Source organism: Roseovarius atlanticus (assembly GCF_001441615.1).
Lineage (GTDB): Bacteria > Pseudomonadota > Alphaproteobacteria > Rhodobacterales > Rhodobacteraceae > Roseovarius > Roseovarius atlanticus.
The window spans coordinates 128,605-147,676 of record NZ_LAXJ01000002.1 but is presented as its reverse complement, the minus strand read 5'-3'; the positions used below and the strand labels follow the sequence as shown (position 1 = coordinate 147,676).

Sequence of the window (19,072 nt, the reverse complement as noted above, 5' to 3'; positions counted from 1 at the left end):
CGTTGCCCGTTTTGCGACGCGATGCCCGCATTACTAGATGCTGCGGACTGAATGTGCTACCCCTACAATTTGTTGTTTTGTGGTGTTGAGATGGCGATCTTCGATATTGAAAAAGATGACTTGCTTCGGTTGTCCGATGAACGGCTCGAAGAGTTGATAGCGCGTCTCGCCGAGTCGGAGGTCGCCGCACACGGCCATAGCCCTGCGAGTGTAAGTTGGTCAGGCTCGATCAAGGCACCAGATGAAGGTATCGACATTCATGTGGAAGTGGATGCCTCCGAACTGGAAACGGGCTTCCTGAGCCGTCCGAATACTGTTCTCCAGTCCAAGAAGGACTCTATGCCAAAGTCTGCAATCGCGGCGGAGATGCTGAAGGATGGAGAACTAAATCCCACCATCGCAAACCAAGCCCAGATTGGCGGCAGCTACATCATCGTGAGCCTCGCCGACGATTGTTCACCACCGATGAAGAAGGATCGCCTCGAAGCCATGCGGGCAGCGTTGGCCAATGACCCAATCAAGGACAACATCCACCTCGATTTCTTCGACCGTTCAAAGCTGGTCCAATGGGTGCGGCAGCATCCGTCGGTGTTGCTGTGGCTGAAGGGCAAGCTTGGTCAGGGCTATTCGGGCTGGCAGCCTTATGGAGCCTGGAGCAACCCGCCCCAAGGGGTAACTGACACCCTTATCTCTGCTCCAGGCGTGACAGTTCACGTGCCGACTGAGCGAGGTCAGGAATTATCAATCGAAGACGCCATTGAACCCATGCGTCGGCTGATACGCACATCAAACAAAGCGATCCGCATCACGGGGCTTTCAGGTGTTGGTAAGACACGGATTGTCCAAGCACTTTTTGACGAAGCTGTTGGCGACGATCCACTTGACCGGACTATCGCTGTCTATGTGGATACGGGGCAAGACCCTGATCCTTCCGCATCTGCAATGTTAGACCGTCTGATTGCCGAGCGTCGTCGCGCGGTGATGATCCTAGACAATTGCCCCTCCGATCTGCATTCGGTATTGGCGGGCAAGGTTTCGGCTGCAAGTGGAGATGTCAGCCTGATCACAGTCGAATACGACATCAGAGACGACAAACCGCAAACCACTGAAGTGATCCACATCGAGGCGAACGGACCGGAAGTCGCCGAAGAACTTCTGATACGCCGTTTTCCCGAAATTGGACAGGGTAACGCACGACGAGTCGCCGAGTTTGCCGATGGCAATTCCAGGGTGGCCTTGGCAATCGCAGAAAGGGTTGAACAGGGTGAGGGCCTAGCCCAGTTGTCAGACGCAGAATTGTTCGACCGTCTTTTCCAACAGCGGAAGGGAGACGATGGTGACCTACGCGAACAGGCTGAGACCCTGTCGTTGGTATACTCATTCTCGGTTTCCAACCCAGAGGTTGGTCAAAACGAATTGGAAGTCCTAGGCTCGATTTCAGGGCACTCAAAGGCTCAATTGTTCAAAGCCTCCAAGAAGCTGGCAGACCGTCACGTTGTGCAGAAAAGAGCCCATTGGAGGGCGATACTGCCCCATGCGGTCGCGAACAGGCTGGCAAGCTCAGCATTAGAGGGCATCCCCGTTGAGACCCTGAGATCAACGTTTGAGACACCAGGAAACAGTCGCCTTCTGATGTCGTTCGCTCACAGGCTTGGCTTGATACATGATCACCCAGTTGCCATCGAGATAGTTGAGGCATGGCTGCAACCTGATGGCCTGCTGGGCCGTATTTCCGATCTCGATGAGAATGGATCGAGGATACTGGACTACATTGGGCCCGTTGCACCAGATGCACTGCTTGATCGGATCGAAGCCGAACTCACCTCACCAGACTTTCAGGGAATGGATCCTAAGCACAATCCCCGTAGGACCACGATCCTCAACCTGCTTAAGTCTTTGGCCTACGAGGCCTATGCCTTTGACCGCTGCATGGCACTGCTGATCCGCGTTGCAGACCATGAAGATGAAAACAATAACTATGATGCGGTAAGGGACAAGATTTCAGGTTTCTTTCAGCCCTATCTTTCAGGCACTCATGCTTCTCTGGAACAACGCCACGCCGTCGTAGAGAGGTGTCTGAGTTTCGAAGATGCGGGACGGCGTTCCTTGGGTCTGAAGCTTCTTTCAACGGCGCTGGATGGACCGCCGTGGACGGGCTTCGGTCTCAACGAGTTTGGGGCAAGGCCGAGGGATTATGGTTATCGCCCCAACCATGACCAACTCGTAGAATGGCGCACTGCCTTTATCAATCTAGCTGTGCGTCTTGCAAACGCTGACGACGAGGACATCAAAAGCGGTGCACGTCGGGTTCTGGCGAATGAGTTTCGCGGTCTTTGGCATCAGGAAGCGATGCGGGATAGGCTGGTCGAAGCAGCACGGGCGATCAATGATTACGAGCCCTGGGGAGCAGGCTGGAAGGCGGTTCGTTCGATCATCTACTTCGACCACACTAGGGAGAAGGGTAAAGCTGACCCGGAGCCACTTCCCCAACACCTGGCCGACTTGGATCGAGACCTGGAGCCTCGCGACCTGATCGCAAAGATCAATACATACGTGCTTGGCAAAGGCCATGACCATTGGGCGCTTGATGACGAGTTCGACGACAGCAGCGAAGACAAATATCGCGCGGCTGAGGATCGTTTGGCTGCAAAGGCAACAGACTTGGGTGAGAATTTTGCAGCTTCAGACCATCGCCTCGATGAGTTGGGGGCTGACTTGTTCTCAAACGACTGGATGCCCTATCGCAAAGCTTTCGGTATCGGCCTAGCTAAGGGGGCCCACAATTATCGTGAAGGTTGGCAAGGGTTGCTGGAACACCTCGCCACTTCATCTGGTTCGAACCACGACTTTGCGGTGATCGGTGGTTTCATCGAAGAGGTGGCTGCCAAAAACAACGGGCTTTCAAAAGAACTCTTAGATGAATGCGCTGAACACCCACAACTTCAGAAAGTCCTCGTGGGCTTGCATCCGTGGAACGAGTTCACAGAAGCCGATCTTGATCGGTGCGTGGCCCTGCTCGATCACGAGGAAACACGCACTTGGATGTTCGGCCCCATCCTTTGGCGTGATAACTACGCTCACCTCCCATCGGAACGTCTGGTCGGGCTTGCACAAAGATTACTAGCGAAGGCGGACGGAGACGACACGCTGCTCGAAGCACTGACCATGAAGCTGCACGGGGAAGCCCCTGCTGACGATACCTTGGGTCCTGAGCTGAGGAAACTTGGATTGAAGGCGGCAACCAAATCACTGCTGGCAGATCACAGCGACCCTGGTGGCAGCAAAGACTATCGTATGGAAAACGTCATCAACGCCGCACTTAGCTTCGATGGCAATGACGCCGAAAAGAATGAGTGGTTGGATACGATCTTCTCTGTGGTGGACGAACGCTACGGCTACATCCATTCGTTCGAGAAAGCGATTGAGACGACAGCGGGGCTGATGCCCATGACATTTCTGAACCGTGTTTTTCAGGGGACAGAGGACGAACAAAACCGACGCACATTTTTCATTCGGCATGGCGGTATACGTCGCTGCCCTCTCTCCAAGATCGTTGTGGCCGACTTGATAGAGTGGTGTCAGCAATGGAACGAGCCTGATGTCTGGGGGTTGGTTGCGTCAGGCATCAAGCTTTGGGAGAAAGGCGATAGCCAAAGGGACGGCTCTTCTATTACGTCATCCGCTGTTGAGTTCCTTGAAGCCGCACCAGAGCCAGAGCCAGTTCTGCACGCTTATGCAGATCGTGTCACCCCATCGTCATGGTCTGGTAGCCGTGCAGATGTCATGCAGCCGAGGGCCGATGCTATTGCTGAACTGATACAGCATGAGCGAGAAGAAATCGCGCAAGCTGCAAAGTCGGTGTCAGATCGGCTTGCGATGGAAATCGAACGTGAACGGGTTCGTGACAGACAAAGAGACGAGGAACGCGAACAGCGGTTTGAGTGACATCTTGCGTGAGACCTGTCGAATTCTTTTGCAGTTCGAGCGTGAGGAGTCTCAAGGTAGTCCTTAGCACCGAATGGCAGCAATGCGGATTGCGGTTGCAGCATTCAAACACTGTGTTCAAGGTCGGCTTCGGGCCGAGAGCAGACAAGCGCGACAAATCGGATCAGGCTTTGCTGAGCGGGACATTCCTGCCGTTCGTTGATAATGAGCCAATGGCAGAAGCCAGCGCTTTCGCGATACTCGTGCATACTGCAATGCAAGGCGAAAAACTAACACCGGTAAGAAACTGTTATGGTGAGACTTACTGTCTATCTTGATACCTCGTCTTGGAACCACCTTCTTGGTGGGCAGATGTCGTCGCTGGGACAGGTCATTGGTAAATCGACTTCTTTCATTCCCTGCTATTCCATTCAGACCATTGAAGAACTTCTAGGGGCGCTCAACGAAGGGAAAAAAGCCAAACTGGATCTGCAACTTGATGCAGTCGGTGCCAGATACCTTGAGACACTTTCCGACACTGAAGGTGGCATGCCAACAGGCTATAGACTATCCGTCAAAGGTCGTGAGGAACGCGGCAAAATCTACGAGGATATGCAGAATCTCTCGCCCGTGGGCGGCTTTGGACTTGGGGACTTGCTTCAAAAATCCATTGGCGGAATTGGCTCAAAATCTTTTGAGGATATATCCAAAGCGGCGCTAACAGACATTGAGCGGCTGCTCGGTTTTGATGTGTCAGAACTTCCTACCGAAATGGCAGCAATCGTCACTAGCGTTGCGGAAGCGATGAAAAAGCAGGCGCGCGAAGCACAGGACGAGCTTCTGGATCAGTTAAACCGACAAGGTGATATTTGTCTTCCACAATTGAATCCGACCCATATCAACAATCTTACTGGAGCAGGAGCTTTCGAGCGCATCATTGAAGCAGCACGATCCGAGGAAGAAACCTCGGTTATGGTTGAGCAATTTCTTGGGCAGCCGCCACAAATACCGCCAAAGCGTGCTGATGCGCATCTTGCCACCCCGACTTGGGAGCAGGTCAATCGGCTCGCGCAGCTTTTGTTCTTACTTGGTTATTGGAGGGAACCGAAGCATAGGAAGGATACGGAGAGAGCGCGAATTGATTTTGCCGGAGGACAAGCAGACATTTGCCATATCGCAAATGCATCCTTCTGCAGTGTTTTCCATTCGTCAGATAAGCCTCAGGCTCACCTCGCAGCGGCTGTCTACGACCACCTTAATATCCCTGCAATGGTTCTGCTTTACACGCCGAAGACCGATGCTGAAACGACGCTGTACGTACCAAAAAGCATACAGGCAATTGAAGAGTGAGACATTTCTTTCTAGGAGTGAACACTTTACGACTTTATCCTGCTTAGGTTTGCCGCATCGTCATTTCTGAAGGCAGAGTAATGTCAGCTTTTGAAGCGCCCCGGGTTTGCCCGACGCCTCAAGCCGACCTTTATGCAGACCGCAGCATCAGGTAGATGGGCCATTCGCGACGGTCCGTAAGTAACGGCGCGAAAGCGGCCTTCGCTGTCATCGCAGCCCAATTAAAATGCGCTGTTGGAAGCCGACTTTCGGCTTGGTTTCTTTCGTCAAGTCTACTGGTGATAGCGGCTCGGCTGAAGCCTTTCTTACTTGTCGATGTAAGAGCTAGTTAAGGGAAACTATCTCTCGGGAAGGGTGAAGACTACCACGATCCACCCCTTCCTGCCGTATCGCTAATTAATTCGGGTGCCTAGATGCTGCAAGTCTCCATAAGTTAACATTATTACTTGACAATTAAATAACATTATCAGTATAGTTATATACACTAAAAAGGAAACACAGTGATGATGACACTCGGTTCAGTATTCAATCTCGGCTTTCAAGCAGCTACCCGACGTCAGCCTCAGGTGCAAACGCGCACCGTGGTGGATCGTGCAGGTTACCGCCTTGCAGCAAATGCAGATCACTTCAAGAATGCTTGGAAAGCACGCGCACTCGAAGCGGAACGTGATCTCGATGACAAGATCGAACAGATCGATGACCTCGAAGATGATGTCGAGAACCTGGAAGCAATGGTTCAGCGTCTCCGTGCAGAGAATGCAGAGCTGAAGAGTGCGCAGCGCATTCACTGAGTTATCAGATAGTTAAAGAAACCTTAAAGCGCGGCGGTTTAAGTTGCGCTTTTTTCATGCCCAGGGCTTGCCGCTTTCTCGAATATACAAATATGAAAAATATAACTTATCAATAGAGAAAGGAATAATGTTATTAAAAGTACTGATCTTATTGAGCAAGATACCCCGGTGAAGATGAAGAAGGCACCTTTAAAGAAGAGATCTTCTCATTCGGTCTCCAGTGAAACCACCGCAAAGAAAGCGACCGGCCAGGGTGAAGTCATCGACGTCAACAAGCAGATGAACGATACCGCCAGGGCGAAGAAGAAAACTGCGGACGTCAACACAAAGATGAATGAGATTGCGGAGCAGGGGCAGAAGCGCAAACCTCGCAGTGCCGAAGAGCTCAAGATGTCAGAGCAGCTGATGGTCGCAATCATGGCGGTGGTGAAAGTACTCTTTCAGGCAATCGAGAAAGCTATTTCATTTATCTTTGGAGTCTCGGTGGATCTGGGCTCAGGGTTCATGAAGAACTTCATCGACGAGTTCAAAGGGTACGAACCCGACGATGGTGAAAGCCTGGCACAGAAGCAGCAGCTTGCCTTGGAGCAGGAGTACGAGATGGCTGACAAGCAAGAGTACGAGAAGCGTGCCTCGCGCTCCAGTGATCTGTCAGGTGACATCAATCTTGCGAAGGCATTCATAAATACGCGCGATGAGAAAGCGCGTCAGAACCTATTGGAGGCGGCATCAAACAAGAACGTTATTCACTACGTCGAGCAGCTGGATGACGACGAGAAGGACAAGTTTCTGATGACCGCAAAATCATCCCTGAGAAAGCACTTCTCGAACGTGCTCCCAGCTCCTGGCCTGCCAGCTTTCGATGGATCCATCGACTTCTCGACTGCCCAGCGCAAGAAAGAGAAGGCCAAGGGAAACGAGAAGGAGTATGCGTTGATGTTTGATGCTCAACCAGCCATGTAAGCGCTCCATAATTATTGAGTGTTAGTTAATCCTGGTCCAGGTGATCGGGGTTTTCTTATGTTCACTCACCAAAGATTAAAGCAATATTAATAATATTATACAAAACCTTTTATAAGGTGTTGTATTTCTGAATACTTGACCCTAATTAATAACTGTAAGCATTGATAAAGGAAAGGAATTCATAATGCGCACAATCACCGAACAACAGCTTGAGAACGAGATCATCAACGATGCGAAGATCCGTCATAACGAGACCTTCGTTCAGGAGTGGGCAGGTAACGTCCAGGTCACTGTTCAAGGGTACGTCGAGTTCGCCGGAGCAGATCTGGTTCTGAATCGTGTCTTCGTCTTCGAATACGAGATCGATGATGATGGAGAAATCAAGCACACAGGTTGGGATGAGAGCGAGACATCATTCGATGAGTTCAACTCCGACGACGCGGAAGATCTCGATATCGAAGTTGAAGGCTTTGATGAATACGATCTGATGAGCAGGATCTTGGAGATCGTCCGCACAAAAGAGCTGATCACCACCCGTGAGAGCGACGTGCGTGAGGCAACCAGGTTCGCAGAACAGCTCGAAATGGAGAACCGCATGCGGGCGGATATCGCTGAAGAGCTGGTCGAAGAAGACTACTAATCCCCAACCAATTTACCCCTGTCCACTCCGGGCGGGGGACCATTTCAAGGAGTACATAAAATGGAAAATATCTACTACGACACGATTGCAGACGCACTCATGACAGAGCACGAAGACGCGAATGAGTTTCCTTATCGCAAGGACAATGAGCTCATTTTCACGGTCTCAATCGACAATGTGAGGCAAGTGATCGATGGAGATGTCAGGGTTGTTTACGGATACGACATTGATCCCCGGAAGACGTTAGCTCGCTATCGCTTGAGATGCGACAGACAGAGAAGAGTCCAGATCACAGAGAAAATTGAGCGTGCTTTGAGAAGCTTGATGAATGAAGTCCTGGAGCATAAGTCGTTCGACGGAATGCGTGATCTCGTCGAAGATATCCAAGGCATCCAGTACTGTTCGTTCAAGTGCACCGGACCGTTCATCGATATCCGACCGGAACCATCACATCGCGGTCGTCTGGAGTTCGCGAGACTGCTTGAGGGGTTCCACATGCATCGCGACTTCAGGTTCGATGTCTCCAAAGATCTGGCACGTGTCTACATCACCGAAGGTTGCACCATTCCACGCATCCAGGGCGCAGCGTAATCGCTGCCCCTCGGGGCAGGTAACCAGTAAAAAGAAACAGGGTAATGTTTACTATCAGAGCAGAAGTAAGAGACCGTGCCATTGTCGATGAACCGTATTGCCTGGCGGCGCTCCAGAAAGCACTCAGGTGCCGGGATAAGGGCAGGGCGCATGGGCGTGATGTGATCCTAGCAATTGGATATGAAGGCCGTCGGATATCAGGCAGCATGTTCGACTCGCACATCGATGTCCTGCGTCATATCGAACGTAAGTCAGATGAAGCGATCATGCAAAGCGTGACGAAATCGCTTCCGAACATTCTCGATAAGTACCGGCAGGATCATGACGAAGACGTGCCGTACAAGACAACTGCGGGTTTCATTAAGAGCTTCGGCAAGAAGAAGCGAAAACGCCCAGCGCCTAAGATCCCTCTTATCGATCTGGTCGATACCAAGGATATCCTCTCCCGGATGACGGTAAGCGAGAAGATTGTGTTGGGGTTGAACCTTATCTTCCGACCGTCTGCATACTGAGCGTTGCCATAAAAGAGAAAGCCCCCGAACTCCGGGGGCTTTTCATATTCGGTCCTGGTTGTCTCGTCGGCACATGTTAGCCCCCAACCATACAGCTGGCGAAAGACATCATCAGGCAGAAGAGAAAGATCGCGGCGATGAGTTGCATAAGAAGTCTCCTTTATTGCTTGTAGGTAATGTTATATAACGCGTTATATATAGTGTCAATATAACAACAAAATAAAAGTTAAATAAACATTAGGGCCTATTAAGAAATAACATTTACAGGTGTTGCGTTTTTAAATACTTTGCACATGTATTTAATGTGAGCAGTTAAAAAGAAAGGGTTTCACAATGACCACGGAAAATACCACGGTAAAAATCGGCAGTCTTGAGATCAACCTGGAAGACAAGGCATATATTTGCGGTGTCTACTCTTCACTCTTGGAGCATATCGACCAGGACTTCACTTTTCTGGTTGATGAAGCTGACAACATGAATGGCAACACAGCGCAGATGTGTATCGAGAGAATAAAAGAACAGCTGGAAAAATACCGTACGCTACGTTCAGCGAGTGATGAGTATGCCGAAAGACTGCGTGCTGAAGTCGCGGAGTACAGGAAGAATCGTGAATCAGAGATTGCTGCGAATGAGGTGGAAAAGCTTCTCGACGAACACGGGAGAGTGGAAACCGTCGATGTCTCCGAAGATACCGCTGTCCGCGACGATTTCGAGGAAGCCAAGACACAAGGTTACGTCAAGATTATCACCGAAACTGAATTCAGATCGGTACTGCGAATCGCGCGGGTAGAGTATCTGTACTCGCGTAAATCCCTGACGACAGGAGAACCCGATACATTCGTCAATGCTGTCTATATCGAGGGTGTTGAAGGTCTTCGGTTCATAGAGATTGAGATCGAGTTCTTCGAGCGTGAAGGAAAGAGGATATTCAGGGATGCAGAAGAGCTTTTTAATCTTTCGATCAATGCAGATGACATGTTCGATATTGTTAGAGATGATGGGTGCGAGATCTCATCTGAAGACATTTACTCAATCACGACACAAGAATTGGATCCAGGTGAACTGAAGACCGGACCTGTCGAAAGAAAGGCAATGAGCGATGCCATCGAGGCTATCGAAGGACTTGTTCACAGCGAACCAAAAATCCGGGATGGAGATATTGTTATCACGTCTGGACGTTCGCGAGATGCGCGATCAGAGTTCACGGGATTGATAAATAACCTGATTGAAGAGGGCTTCGGGTTCGAGATCAGGCCGAGATGGATGAGGATCCACGGGCTTGAGCAGGATGCAGAGTTCGCTTAGCGTCACCAGAATAACATCAGACAGAACCGGCATTCGTGAGAGTGTCGGTTTTTTCATGGTTATGCTTGTTGCAATCAGGCAGTGAAGTGAAGGGTTAAATAAACATTAAAGCAACTTGAGAAATAATGCTTATAGGTGTTGCGTTTTTGGATACTTTGCACATGTATTTAATGTGAGCGGTTAAAAAGAAAGGGTTTCACAATGAGAAAAGAAATTACACTCGCGGAGCTTGATAGCATTATCGCGAAGAGAAAGGTCAATAAAGGCCTGGGTGACATCTACTTCCATGAGGAAGATAATCAGTATGATAATAAGATCGTCTGGAGTATCGAGTGCCTGGGCGATGTCGAGCTCGACTTCTATTATACACTTAGAAAGAGGGGGGATGTTGCCGAGATCGAGATCGAACCCACAGAGAACGAAGTCTCATATGAGAACGCTATCGAAGAGATGCTTGAGAAAGCCAGCGTCTATGTGCCCGAGCTGGCTGGGGCGATGAAGCTCTTTGATGAAGATGGTGAAGAAGACGAGGACGATTTCAGAGGTCTATATGGAAGCATTCTGGATCGCATCGAAAAGTCGATCACCGAGGAGGATCTGATGGAAGTGTGCCCCTTCGATATCGAAGCACTGGAAGAAGAAGGTTACGAGATCGAAGTCGATTACTAACACTCCTCCAGGATCTTCCTGACCGCATCCAAATTCACCCGGCAGCGCTGACCAGCCTGCCGGGTATCTTCTACCCACTCCAGGAATTCCGTCTCCGTCTCGTTCCCGACAGGCACGGGCTCGCCAGGACAGATTAAAAGGTACTCAGGAACCTTCGGACGTTCCTGGATCTCAGGCATCTCACTGCAAGCTGTCAATGTAGCGATGAGTGAGATCGCTGACAGGCTTGTCTTCATCTGTATTCTTCGCATCGTTTATCACTTTCCGGGTAATGTATTCTTGTTCTTCCAGCTCTCGGATGACGCGTTCGCGGTCATTGAGCGCAGTCATGAGGACCTGGCGTGCCTTTCCATACGCACCATCTCGGCATCCTTCTCTTCGACAGTCGTCTCCAGGGTGGACACTTCGGACTTCAGGTCGCCATTGGAATTTCACAGCATGACGTAATGCGTCACCGCTCCGGCCAGGGCGAGACCGACAATGATGTACAGTGTCTTCCAAGAAAAGATCACAGGCAGGACCTTAGTTATGGTACTCAGCATTCTTGCTCCTTTCTGCACTCTTAAAGACCCGCAGGTCGGCATGCCCGAACCCCCGGTAGAAACCGAGGACAGCTGCGGCGATCAGGAAAGCAACGGTGATGAGGGTTTCGGAGATCGCAGCGTCAGGGCGTTCGATCAGGGTATACATGACGACCAAAGCACAGAAGACCAGGACGGCATCGGAACGCCGTCTGGTATAGAAACCGTTTAACCAAGAATCCCTATCCGCATGAATCCAGAATTTGTATCCGGCGAGATTTGATGCTTGCTGCGAACTCGAATTCGTCGCGGAGCTTGCGTGAAAACTTCTTGAACTGCTTATCCATACCCATGACGATTATATATGTGTTTGACTTGGTAAGATAAACCTTATGTCACCCGAATGCCAAAAGCCCCCCTGGAGGCTAATCCAAGGGGTTCAAGGAGCAGTGTAACGGGAAAGGAAGAAACCCGGTTACCATTATAAATTACGTTCCTTGATTGACGAAATCAATAACCCTAATTGTATTTTCGCAAAGCTTCTCACGGAACTGGAGTTCGACGTCTACACCAATAACCATCGCATAACTTATAATCTTTGTTAACGAGAAGTTGTCAACGTTACCATTCACGACCTGGCACAGATCAGAGCGGTTAACTCCATACTTATCCGACGTTTCTTTCTGAGATAGATTATTGTTGTTCATTGCTCGACGAATAACATTCGACACAGCTATTTTCATTGTCCGGATCTTGTCTTCAGTATCTGTAATGTAATTCATAATATATGCTCCTTGTTATACGGTATTATATATATAGCATGGTTGGAGAAACACAACACGCAAGAAGCGTTATTCGGTAATGTTTATACCTAACTTAATGAAGCTTTCACCGTCTGGTGCTTCCATCATCCGACCATGCATCTCGATGCTCAGAAGATCATCTTCGATTAACCCTGTGAAATCCGGATCCGCCTCGGTCTGCTTCTCCTTCGATCTGACGATTAACCGTCCCTCAAGACGAGTGTCTTTATTCAGTGATGTGCTGCGAATAGATACTTTCAAATATCCTTCACCGTCTCCATGATCGTCCGGCCAGGCATGAATTGCACATCTTTCACCTGGAAGGTTTACGAAACCAGAAAGAACAGGATGATCGTCACTCGATCTGCGCTTGTTCTTATAAACTGTCGCTGTGAATGTATCTTCCATCTGACTTACTCCGACTGTTACCGATAAACATGGTCGTAATATTGCAATTCACAACAAGACCGTTCCTGATAGATGGATATGCAAGACAGTTGCTTTAAACGCTCATAGAGTGACGTTTCTCGCTTCGATGCGTGATATACCGTCCAAACCGATAATCGCAGCTCTAAGGGTATTGCAGTGCTTCTACGGCACGACTTTTCTCAAAGTGCTACTCAACCGATCTGCCGTCGTCTCTGCATCACGTCTACTGGTAATAGTAAGCTTACTTGTAACGGCCTTTCGGCCTTATAGAAACCGTCTGCCGTATCTGATCATCTGTGACCGTCTACAGCCACGACACGCACCAGGGCTTACGAAACCCACTCCGGTCTTTCTTCTAAACATAAAACCCGACCGTGTAGAAGATCCGCCATGTATACCCTCGCGGGTCTGAGGCTGTCGCCCTGGTGTAAGCTTCCCCATCAAAGCCTTCATGGAATCGATTCCATATTAACCTACAAGTAAGCTTACTATTACCGGCTCTACCAAGCCGTTATGGAAACGGTATCTTATCTATGGTGTTATTTGAGTATATAGCTTTTCTTTCCGGCTTTGGACCTACGGTTATAGAGATAATCTTCCGAAAAGTTACCGGTATCGCCTAAGTATCTTCCGAAAAGTTACCGCAATGAGTGCCGTGTAACCTGACGGGCTTGGGGCTGTCGCCCTGGTGGTAAGCTTTCCATGCAGGAACCTTCTTGGAATCGATTCCATATAAGCCAATAGCAAGCTTACTATCTACCGGCCCTGTCGGGCCTTTACGGAATCTGTATTCTTAAAGATCCTTCTCGGACTCGGTTTCTTACCTATGGTGTTATTTGAGTATATAGCTTTTATTTTGCAGGTTCGACCTACGTTTTTAGAGATAACCTTCCTGGAAGTTACCGGTATCGGGTTCAGATCTTCCTAAAAGTTACCGCTCATAATATTAATTTAGATGTTGCTTTTTGTGTTGATAAAACATAACTACCACTCACACACAGAAAGAATACATTATGACGGACTATAAAGACTTAAACAGTTTTCTTGATGAATACGATGAAGACGATGAAGATTATGACAGCTATACAAATAACTACATAGATTACGAATATGAGATGGCCTTCGGATCTCCTGATGAGGGTGAGTGCGATGTCGTCACTGACGACGCTCCAAATGACCAGGAGAGCGATCCTGAGGAGGGAGAGATATCGCCCAGCGCCAGATCTCCAGAAGACTACCGGATACAGAAAGACGACCATGAAGAGGTAGGAATACATGCCAACCGCGTCTGGTGGAGGCAGTATAACGTCGAGCAGAACCATCGCGTTTACGATGATACAAAAGAACCCTATTTCTTTCCGTCATATAGAGCTCACAAACACACGCACAAAGCGGTTCCTCAAAGTATCGAGAACTGGAGCTTATCCGGGAAGGATGAATACGAGAGCCCGGAATACCCGTTGAATGCATCTCTGTTCGATATGTCAGCGAACATAAAAAGATCGGAGTTGCAGATCCTGCATATGATTCTCGGCACCGGTTACAGCAGCAAAACCAAGGCGATTACGACAGAAGCGAAGCGCACCGTCAGGATCTCTAAGAAAGCGCTCAAGCTTTTCTTGGGGACAAATGCCAGGGCGCTGCGGAAATCGGTATATGCCCTGCGAGATCTCGAACCGGTCATATGTGCGACGGGCATCGTGAATGGGCGTGAGCCTGAGAAGTTGCGCTTCTTTGAGAGGATCGAGGAAGACCATCTGCATTACTACTTCACGATGACACATAAGCTCCAGAATGAGCTCTTCTATCCGTGCGTATATATTCATGTTGACCTATTCAGTGTCGGCCAGCTTAAGTCGCTCTATGCGCTCGGCATCCTGCCTTTCATGCTGTTTCGTTCTCGTCTGCCGAGGCATGTGTCTGAATACGATCTCGACCAGCTCGCGGAGCTCATGCAGGCCAAGAAGGAATACGGTCAGCATATGCCGCGCTCCAAGGTGCTCGAACGCTTTGAGACGGCACGACAGCACATCTATGACGAGGTGATGTCTGTTCATGTATCTATTGATGAGATCGATCCTAAGAAGAAGGACCGGATTTCATTGAGGGTTAAGCCCGGTCAGCGTCGTCACTTTCACAAAGCGAAACCTGGTAACGCGAGACTGATGTTCCGCTTCAAGGCATCGGAAAAGATGTTTGTAGATGCTAACCGCTTCATCAACCTTGCCCAGGATCTGGGTTTTGAGCTCGGCCAGGACACGGCGCGTGCGGTGTTTCAGAACTGGGTCATGTTCCTGCACGAAGACGAAGAGGCATGCAGTGCTGCGGACTTTTCTAGGTTCGAGAAACATGTCTGGAATAATCGCGGTCTCAAGAAAGTGGATCCGAAAGAGTTCGAGATTGCCGTGAGGGAGACTTGGAACCCGCTAAACAACAATCGCTTCAAGGAGACCGGAAAGCGGTTCTCCGGCCAAGATCGCGCTGCGATGACACAGAGACCTGATGGAACTATCGATCCGGACAGCATCAGTATCCAGCCCCCTGATTTCCTGGATGAATATATTATATGACCGCTATAAAAGGTTGCTTATTTGATTGCCGTGCGCTATATAAGAGAGGACGCTGAAACGTCAATTCTGTGTGTTAGAAACCTCTAGGCTTAACCCCTTGGAGGTTTCTTTTTTGTCTGCTCATAAGTATCCATTCTTCATGTTGAAAAGGACCTCATGCCTCCGGCAAACATACCAGGATGGTACGGACCCCAGTAAAATAAGGCTATTAGAAAGCAGTTTCATATTGGAACTTGCGGTCAAAACACCTGGAAAAATACAGAAAGCAAATCTCAAACAAGTCTGCTGTCCCCATTACACCTTAAAAGAGTAACGGAAATGTTGATTTAGGGGCACCATTTTCGCACCAGGAGGTTTCAATTTGTAACTTTATAATACCGGTAAGCTGATGTAAGATAATGTGTATTACATTTTTATAAATTGCTTTACTTGTATTATAACCTTTTTGACGTGTATCACCTGCATTAACCAGTACTGACATTGTGTTTTATAATTCCTTTCATAACTCGAAACCCCTGGCGCAGAAGCGTTGGGGGTTTTCCTTTTCGTAGCGAGTAATATCATGGTTCCAAGACATATCAGAAAGCGCTTCTTCAATTCTGCCGATGCATTCTCGCAGCTATTGAACTGCATGTTCCTGCCGAATGCCGAAGACACGAACGCACACGAAAGCATATCCGCCAGGAGTTACAGGGCAGGGTGGTCCAGGCCGGAACGGGTTATCAATCTAATATTTTTCTGGGAACCCGATCATTGCCAAGGTGCTTACGACCGCGATGTGCGGAAAGCGGAAAAGCTTATCGAGATAGATGCCCAGCGCCCTCAGTGAAGGAAGCGCTGACGCACCAGGGCAATCGTGCAGCAAAGGGAAAAAGGCAGCTCTTTGTCTGGTGTCTTTTCGTACCGGTAGACAGTCGTGCGTGACACGTCGAGAAGGTGTGACATCTGTTCCAGGCTGAGCTCGAGATCAAGGCGAAGCTTACGCAGTTGCTTGCCGTTGTACTGCTTCACCGAGTTCTTAACGACATCGACCTTATCATCGTAAAACGCACACATAAAACAATCCCTTTCAGACTATTATATGTGTGCGTAAAATCGCAACATGCAAGCTTATTGAGCTGAAGGTTCTTTCTCTTCCTGGTGAATGAGAAAGTCTTCTTTATCGTTATAGCTATCATGCCTTTCGATGTAGTCAGTCATCCATGCAGGCATCCGACCGCGACCGCTCCACGTCTTTTCCGGGTCGTCCGGATGGATGTATTTATCCGGAAGCTTGCCTTTACGGCCATCGTTATTATCGATGCCGAAATGCTCACGCATAAGGTCATCGAAATCCAAGCCAGTCTCCTCCGCCATTTTCCTCATCGTCTTGATCGCGTTGACTTTTTCTTGTTTCCGTCTTTTCTCGATAGAATACTGAAGATGAGAGTAGACTTCTTTCATGTCTTTCAATGAAAGCTTATCAATGCTTTCCTTAATGTTATCGATATTACCTGCCATTTCTGGTACTCCTTTTCGGATCGTTCTGAATACAAACATTAAGGCAGGATTAAATATTATATTGACATAATGCAAGCGATAATTTATCGATGCCGCTATGTTTAACGATTATCTCATACGAACCTGGTCACCAGCGCCGCGCTGGGTGTGAGCTCTTTTACTGTACCCCTGAAGACCAGGATCTCTAAACATGTCAGACATCGAATATGAGAGCATTGTCCGGATGCTCAAGAAGCGCACTGCGCAAATCTCCATTAAAGACCTACTGAAGCTTCTGAAGATCCGCGCTCGCGTCCATGGTCAGCCCTGTGACTTTGTTGATCGTCAGTTCTACCCCGACGAGAAGTTCCGTGAACTCATCATTGGTGTGCTTGGTAACTACATGACGATGCATCAAGTGCAGTCCGCTTTCCCGAAGATCAACGAGAGATCCCTTATCGTCGCGAAGACGAGTAAGCAGCGGAATCTAAACTACCTTCAGAAGAACGCAAAGAACGAAGCTCTGATGTACCTGCGCACAGTGCTTATCCACAAGATGATCGACATGGGGATCGAACCGGACCTCATTGAGCAGACCGGTGATGGCGAAGAAGACGACATCGACCGCGAAATGTACCTGGACCAAATTGCTGAGCTCTTCACCTTCGATGAGATCAAAGCACAGTTCCGCCCCCTTGATGACGATGATGATCCGGAGCTTCGCTGGATGCACGATGCTGTGTCTGATTTCCTGAAGAAGTCTGAAGAGAGCAGGGAAGAGAAGAAGAAGAAGAAGGACGACCAGAGAAAAGTGGAAAGTGCTCTGAAGTGGCGGTCAGAAGGTGTCGAAGTACATTTCTTGCATGAGCTCCTTTTGCGGAAGGTGAAGGATGCAGGAGAGCAACCGGGTATTATCTTTGAGGAGCTCGATGAGGAAGATCGCGACATCATTGTTTCACTGCTCAGTGGATACATGAGTATCGAAGATGTCGTGAAGACCTTTCCGTTGAAAAAAGAACGTGTACTGCGTGATAAGCGGAAGCGCATGAAGAGGGTCATGAGTTACCTGGAAAATAATGCCGGTGACATTGATGTCGATGATCTACGGAAGATCGCGAACCGCCGTCTTCTCCATCTGAATCGTGAAGAGATCCCGCCTGCATACGATCAAAAACCGCTGCTGGCTCGGAAAGACTACTACAAGAGACTTGCTGATATCTACTACGACGCATCAGATATGCATGAGTACCTGGAGAAGCATCGCAATGGTGACAGCAAGTCGGAAGAGAAAGACGAGCCCGCCATCAGTCTTGGTGATTTCCTTGATCAAGAAGGGCTCAGAAAGCAGACCTACGATTACCTAACCAACCCGGATCAGTACTCCTCAGTGAACCCCAAGAATCCGGTTCCAGAGCGCGTAAAATACATCCTTACGCGCAAGATCGAAGCTGTCGAACTACTCGACCTGGAGAAGCTCGATGCCGTTCAGAAAAAGCTGTCTGTCAAGTATCCGCATGCGACGAACGTCATCGAAGGTATCCTCGGTGGTATCCGCAGGGGCTTCCGGTTTGGCCGACGCATGGTTGCGATCAGGCCGACGCTTTTGGTCGGCGCTCCTGGCACGGGTAAGTCTGCGCTTGCAGAAGATCTCATGAGAGCGCTGGACATTGCGACGACGCGTGTCTCTGTTGGCGGTATGACTGGCACCAACTTGTTCGGCGTCCATGCCGGATACTCGACATCACTACCATCAATTGTCACGACTTCTGTCGCGAATGCGAGAGTTATCAATCCTGGTCTCATCATCGATGAAGTCGATAAGACACCGAAGCGTTCAGTGAATGGAGATGTCATCGACACGTTGCTGGCGCTTCTCGAACCGAACGAAGCGAAGACATGGTACGAACCGTTCCTCGCGAGCAACGTCGATGCCAGCCATGTGAATTGGTTCATGACAGCTAACCAAATCGATATGGTTGATACCCCACTTATCTCCAGATGCGATGTCTACCGCGTCGAGCAGCCAGATGCGAAGCACGTCGGTAATCTCGTGAAGTCTATCGTTGCCGAGTACGCCTCGGAGGTGGGCGTTGACCCCCGTTTTTTTCAACTGAGCAGCGGTGACATTCAGTATCTTGAGCAAACCATGCCGAAGCATAAATCTGTCCGTGTTCTGAAGCAGCTGGTGCGCGTTATCCTGGATGAGCATGAACAGAATTCGTTCGATGCCTGATCTTGTGGAGGGTTACCTGGCGTCAACCATGTTGGCGTACAGCAAACGCAAGGAATTTAGGGTGTTATTAATGATGGTTAACTGTCTTAAACCTGTCTTTAACCTTGTTGTGCGAAAGGGAACTCATTGGAAAAAATGAGGAATAACCGGAAATGAATATTCTCACCGCTCAACAAGCTGCCGATGCCTTGCAAGTACCTTACAAGACAGTTCTCAACGAGATTAACAAACGCAACCTTATTGCCCGAAAGATCGGCAGAAGTTACCGAATTCACGAAGACAACCTGGAGAA

At 49.2% G+C, this 19,072-nt stretch carries 17 protein-coding genes and 1 pseudogene; 13 read left to right on the top strand and 5 right to left on the bottom strand.

From position 1 onward, the window contains the following. Positions 1-90 precede the first annotated feature (90 nt). The 9 genes from XM53_RS00985 (at position 91) to XM53_RS00945 (ending at position 10,745) form a co-directional block, all read left to right on the top strand. Positions 91-3,945, top strand: coding sequence for a hypothetical protein (locus XM53_RS00985; protein WP_057790274.1), 3,855 nt, complete (start codon positions 91-93; stop codon positions 3,943-3,945). 291 nt (positions 3,946-4,236) lie between these two features. Then, positions 4,237-5,274, top strand: coding sequence for a hypothetical protein (locus tag XM53_RS00980; RefSeq protein WP_057789389.1), 1,038 nt, complete (start codon positions 4,237-4,239; stop codon positions 5,272-5,274). 503 nt (positions 5,275-5,777) lie between these two features. Continuing rightward, positions 5,778-6,065: a hypothetical protein gene (locus XM53_RS22920; RefSeq protein ID WP_144435408.1), complete on the top strand. Its 288-nt coding sequence runs from the start codon at positions 5,778-5,780 to the stop codon at positions 6,063-6,065. Between the two features lie 168 nt (positions 6,066-6,233). Then, positions 6,234-7,028 (top strand): hypothetical protein, encoded by a 795-nt coding sequence (locus tag XM53_RS00970; RefSeq protein ID WP_144435407.1) that lies wholly within the window; start codon positions 6,234-6,236, stop codon positions 7,026-7,028. A 184-nt stretch (positions 7,029-7,212) separates the two neighbouring features. Then, positions 7,213-7,668 carry a hypothetical protein gene (locus XM53_RS00965; protein ID WP_057789385.1) on the top strand — a complete coding sequence of 152 codons (456 nt, stop codon included), beginning with the start codon at positions 7,213-7,215 and terminating at the stop codon, positions 7,666-7,668. Positions 7,669-7,728: 60 nt separating this feature from the next. Next, positions 7,729-8,259, top strand: coding sequence for a hypothetical protein (locus XM53_RS00960; protein ID WP_057789384.1), 531 nt, complete (start codon positions 7,729-7,731; stop codon positions 8,257-8,259). Between the two features lie 44 nt (positions 8,260-8,303). After that, entirely contained in the window at positions 8,304-8,771 is a 468-nt protein-coding gene (locus tag XM53_RS00955; protein WP_057789383.1) for a hypothetical protein, read from the top strand. A 333-nt stretch (positions 8,772-9,104) separates the two neighbouring features. Further along, the gene (locus tag XM53_RS00950) at positions 9,105-10,076 is read left to right on the top strand and encodes a hypothetical protein (protein ID WP_057789381.1); all 972 of its coding nucleotides are present in this window, start codon (positions 9,105-9,107) and stop codon (positions 10,074-10,076) included. A gap of 201 nt (positions 10,077-10,277) precedes the next feature. Then, on the top strand, positions 10,278-10,745 hold the full coding sequence (locus tag XM53_RS00945) for a hypothetical protein (RefSeq protein WP_057789380.1): 468 nt from the start codon (positions 10,278-10,280) through the stop codon (positions 10,743-10,745). Positions 10,746-10,925: 180 nt separating this feature from the next. Here the strand turns inward: XM53_RS00945 and XM53_RS23360 are convergent, their stop codons facing one another. Then, on the bottom strand, positions 10,926-11,075 hold the full coding sequence (locus XM53_RS23360; RefSeq protein ID WP_160321348.1) for a hypothetical protein: 150 nt from the start codon (positions 11,073-11,075) through the stop codon (positions 10,926-10,928). A gap of 198 nt (positions 11,076-11,273) precedes the next feature. On the opposite strand from XM53_RS23360, the gene XM53_RS00930 reads away from it, so the two are divergent. Further along, positions 11,274-11,498, top strand: coding sequence for a hypothetical protein (locus tag XM53_RS00930; RefSeq protein WP_144435406.1), 225 nt, complete (start codon positions 11,274-11,276; stop codon positions 11,496-11,498). Between the two features lie 256 nt (positions 11,499-11,754). Here the strand turns inward: XM53_RS00930 and XM53_RS00925 are convergent, their stop codons facing one another. Together XM53_RS00925 and XM53_RS22915 are read right to left on the bottom strand one after the other, a co-directional pair. Beyond that, complete coding sequence (locus XM53_RS00925) at positions 11,755-12,048, bottom strand: XRE family transcriptional regulator (protein ID WP_057789374.1); 294 nt, start codon at positions 12,046-12,048, stop codon at positions 11,755-11,757. Between the two features lie 69 nt (positions 12,049-12,117). Further along, positions 12,118-12,477, bottom strand: a complete 360-nt coding sequence (locus tag XM53_RS22915) for a hypothetical protein (protein ID WP_144435405.1) — start codon at positions 12,475-12,477, stop codon at positions 12,118-12,120. Positions 12,478-13,511: 1,034 nt separating this feature from the next. Between XM53_RS22915 and XM53_RS00910 the strand changes: the two genes are divergently transcribed. Next, the gene (locus tag XM53_RS00910) at positions 13,512-15,068 is read left to right on the top strand and encodes a hypothetical protein (RefSeq protein ID WP_144435404.1); all 1,557 of its coding nucleotides are present in this window, start codon (positions 13,512-13,514) and stop codon (positions 15,066-15,068) included. 822 nt (positions 15,069-15,890) lie between these two features. Here the strand turns inward: XM53_RS00910 and XM53_RS00905 are convergent. Both XM53_RS00905 and XM53_RS00900 read right to left on the bottom strand, forming a co-directional pair. Further along, positions 15,891-16,124, bottom strand: a complete 234-nt coding sequence (locus XM53_RS00905; RefSeq protein WP_057789366.1) for a helix-turn-helix domain-containing protein — start codon at positions 16,122-16,124, stop codon at positions 15,891-15,893. 54 nt (positions 16,125-16,178) lie between these two features. Next, the gene (locus tag XM53_RS00900; RefSeq protein ID WP_057789364.1) at positions 16,179-16,568 is read right to left on the bottom strand and encodes an H-NS histone family protein; all 390 of its coding nucleotides are present in this window, start codon (positions 16,566-16,568) and stop codon (positions 16,179-16,181) included. Positions 16,569-16,758: 190 nt separating this feature from the next. Here XM53_RS00900 and XM53_RS00895 point away from each other — a divergent pair, with 190 nt between their 5' ends. Together XM53_RS00895 and XM53_RS24020 are read left to right on the top strand one after the other, a co-directional pair. Further along, entirely contained in the window at positions 16,759-18,780 is a 2,022-nt protein-coding gene (locus tag XM53_RS00895) for an AAA family ATPase (protein ID WP_057789363.1), read from the top strand. A gap of 152 nt (positions 18,781-18,932) precedes the next feature. Continuing rightward, positions 18,933-19,067, top strand: a pseudogene (locus XM53_RS24020) (helix-turn-helix domain-containing protein); the annotation flags it as partial. Positions 19,068-19,072 lie beyond the last annotated feature (5 nt).

Coding starts and splice junctions, on each gene's coding strand:
- XM53_RS00930 (WP_144435406.1), top strand. CDS start 11,274: ATGGTACTCAGCATTCTTGCTCCTTTCTGCACTCTTAAAGACCCGCAG.
- XM53_RS00960 (WP_057789384.1), top strand. CDS start 7,729: ATGGAAAATATCTACTACGACACGATTGCAGACGCACTCATGACAGAG.
- XM53_RS22920 (WP_144435408.1), top strand. CDS start 5,778: ATGATGACACTCGGTTCAGTATTCAATCTCGGCTTTCAAGCAGCTACC.
- XM53_RS00980 (WP_057789389.1), top strand. CDS start 4,237: ATGGTGAGACTTACTGTCTATCTTGATACCTCGTCTTGGAACCACCTT.
- XM53_RS00905 (WP_057789366.1), bottom strand. CDS start 16,124: ATGTGTGCGTTTTACGATGATAAGGTCGATGTCGTTAAGAACTCGGTG.
- XM53_RS00910 (WP_144435404.1), top strand. CDS start 13,512: ATGACGGACTATAAAGACTTAAACAGTTTTCTTGATGAATACGATGAA.
- XM53_RS23360 (WP_160321348.1), bottom strand. CDS start 11,075: ATGACTGCGCTCAATGACCGCGAACGCGTCATCCGAGAGCTGGAAGAA.
- XM53_RS00925 (WP_057789374.1), bottom strand. CDS start 12,048: ATGAATTACATTACAGATACTGAAGACAAGATCCGGACAATGAAAATA.
- XM53_RS00950 (WP_057789381.1), top strand. CDS start 9,105: ATGACCACGGAAAATACCACGGTAAAAATCGGCAGTCTTGAGATCAAC.
- XM53_RS00895 (WP_057789363.1), top strand. CDS start 16,759: ATGTCAGACATCGAATATGAGAGCATTGTCCGGATGCTCAAGAAGCGC.
- XM53_RS00955 (WP_057789383.1), top strand. CDS start 8,304: ATGTTTACTATCAGAGCAGAAGTAAGAGACCGTGCCATTGTCGATGAA.
- XM53_RS22915 (WP_144435405.1), bottom strand. CDS start 12,477: ATGGAAGATACATTCACAGCGACAGTTTATAAGAACAAGCGCAGATCG.
- XM53_RS00900 (WP_057789364.1), bottom strand. CDS start 16,568: ATGGCAGGTAATATCGATAACATTAAGGAAAGCATTGATAAGCTTTCA.
- XM53_RS00965 (WP_057789385.1), top strand. CDS start 7,213: ATGCGCACAATCACCGAACAACAGCTTGAGAACGAGATCATCAACGAT.
- XM53_RS00945 (WP_057789380.1), top strand. CDS start 10,278: ATGAGAAAAGAAATTACACTCGCGGAGCTTGATAGCATTATCGCGAAG.
- XM53_RS00985 (WP_057790274.1), top strand. CDS start 91: ATGGCGATCTTCGATATTGAAAAAGATGACTTGCTTCGGTTGTCCGAT.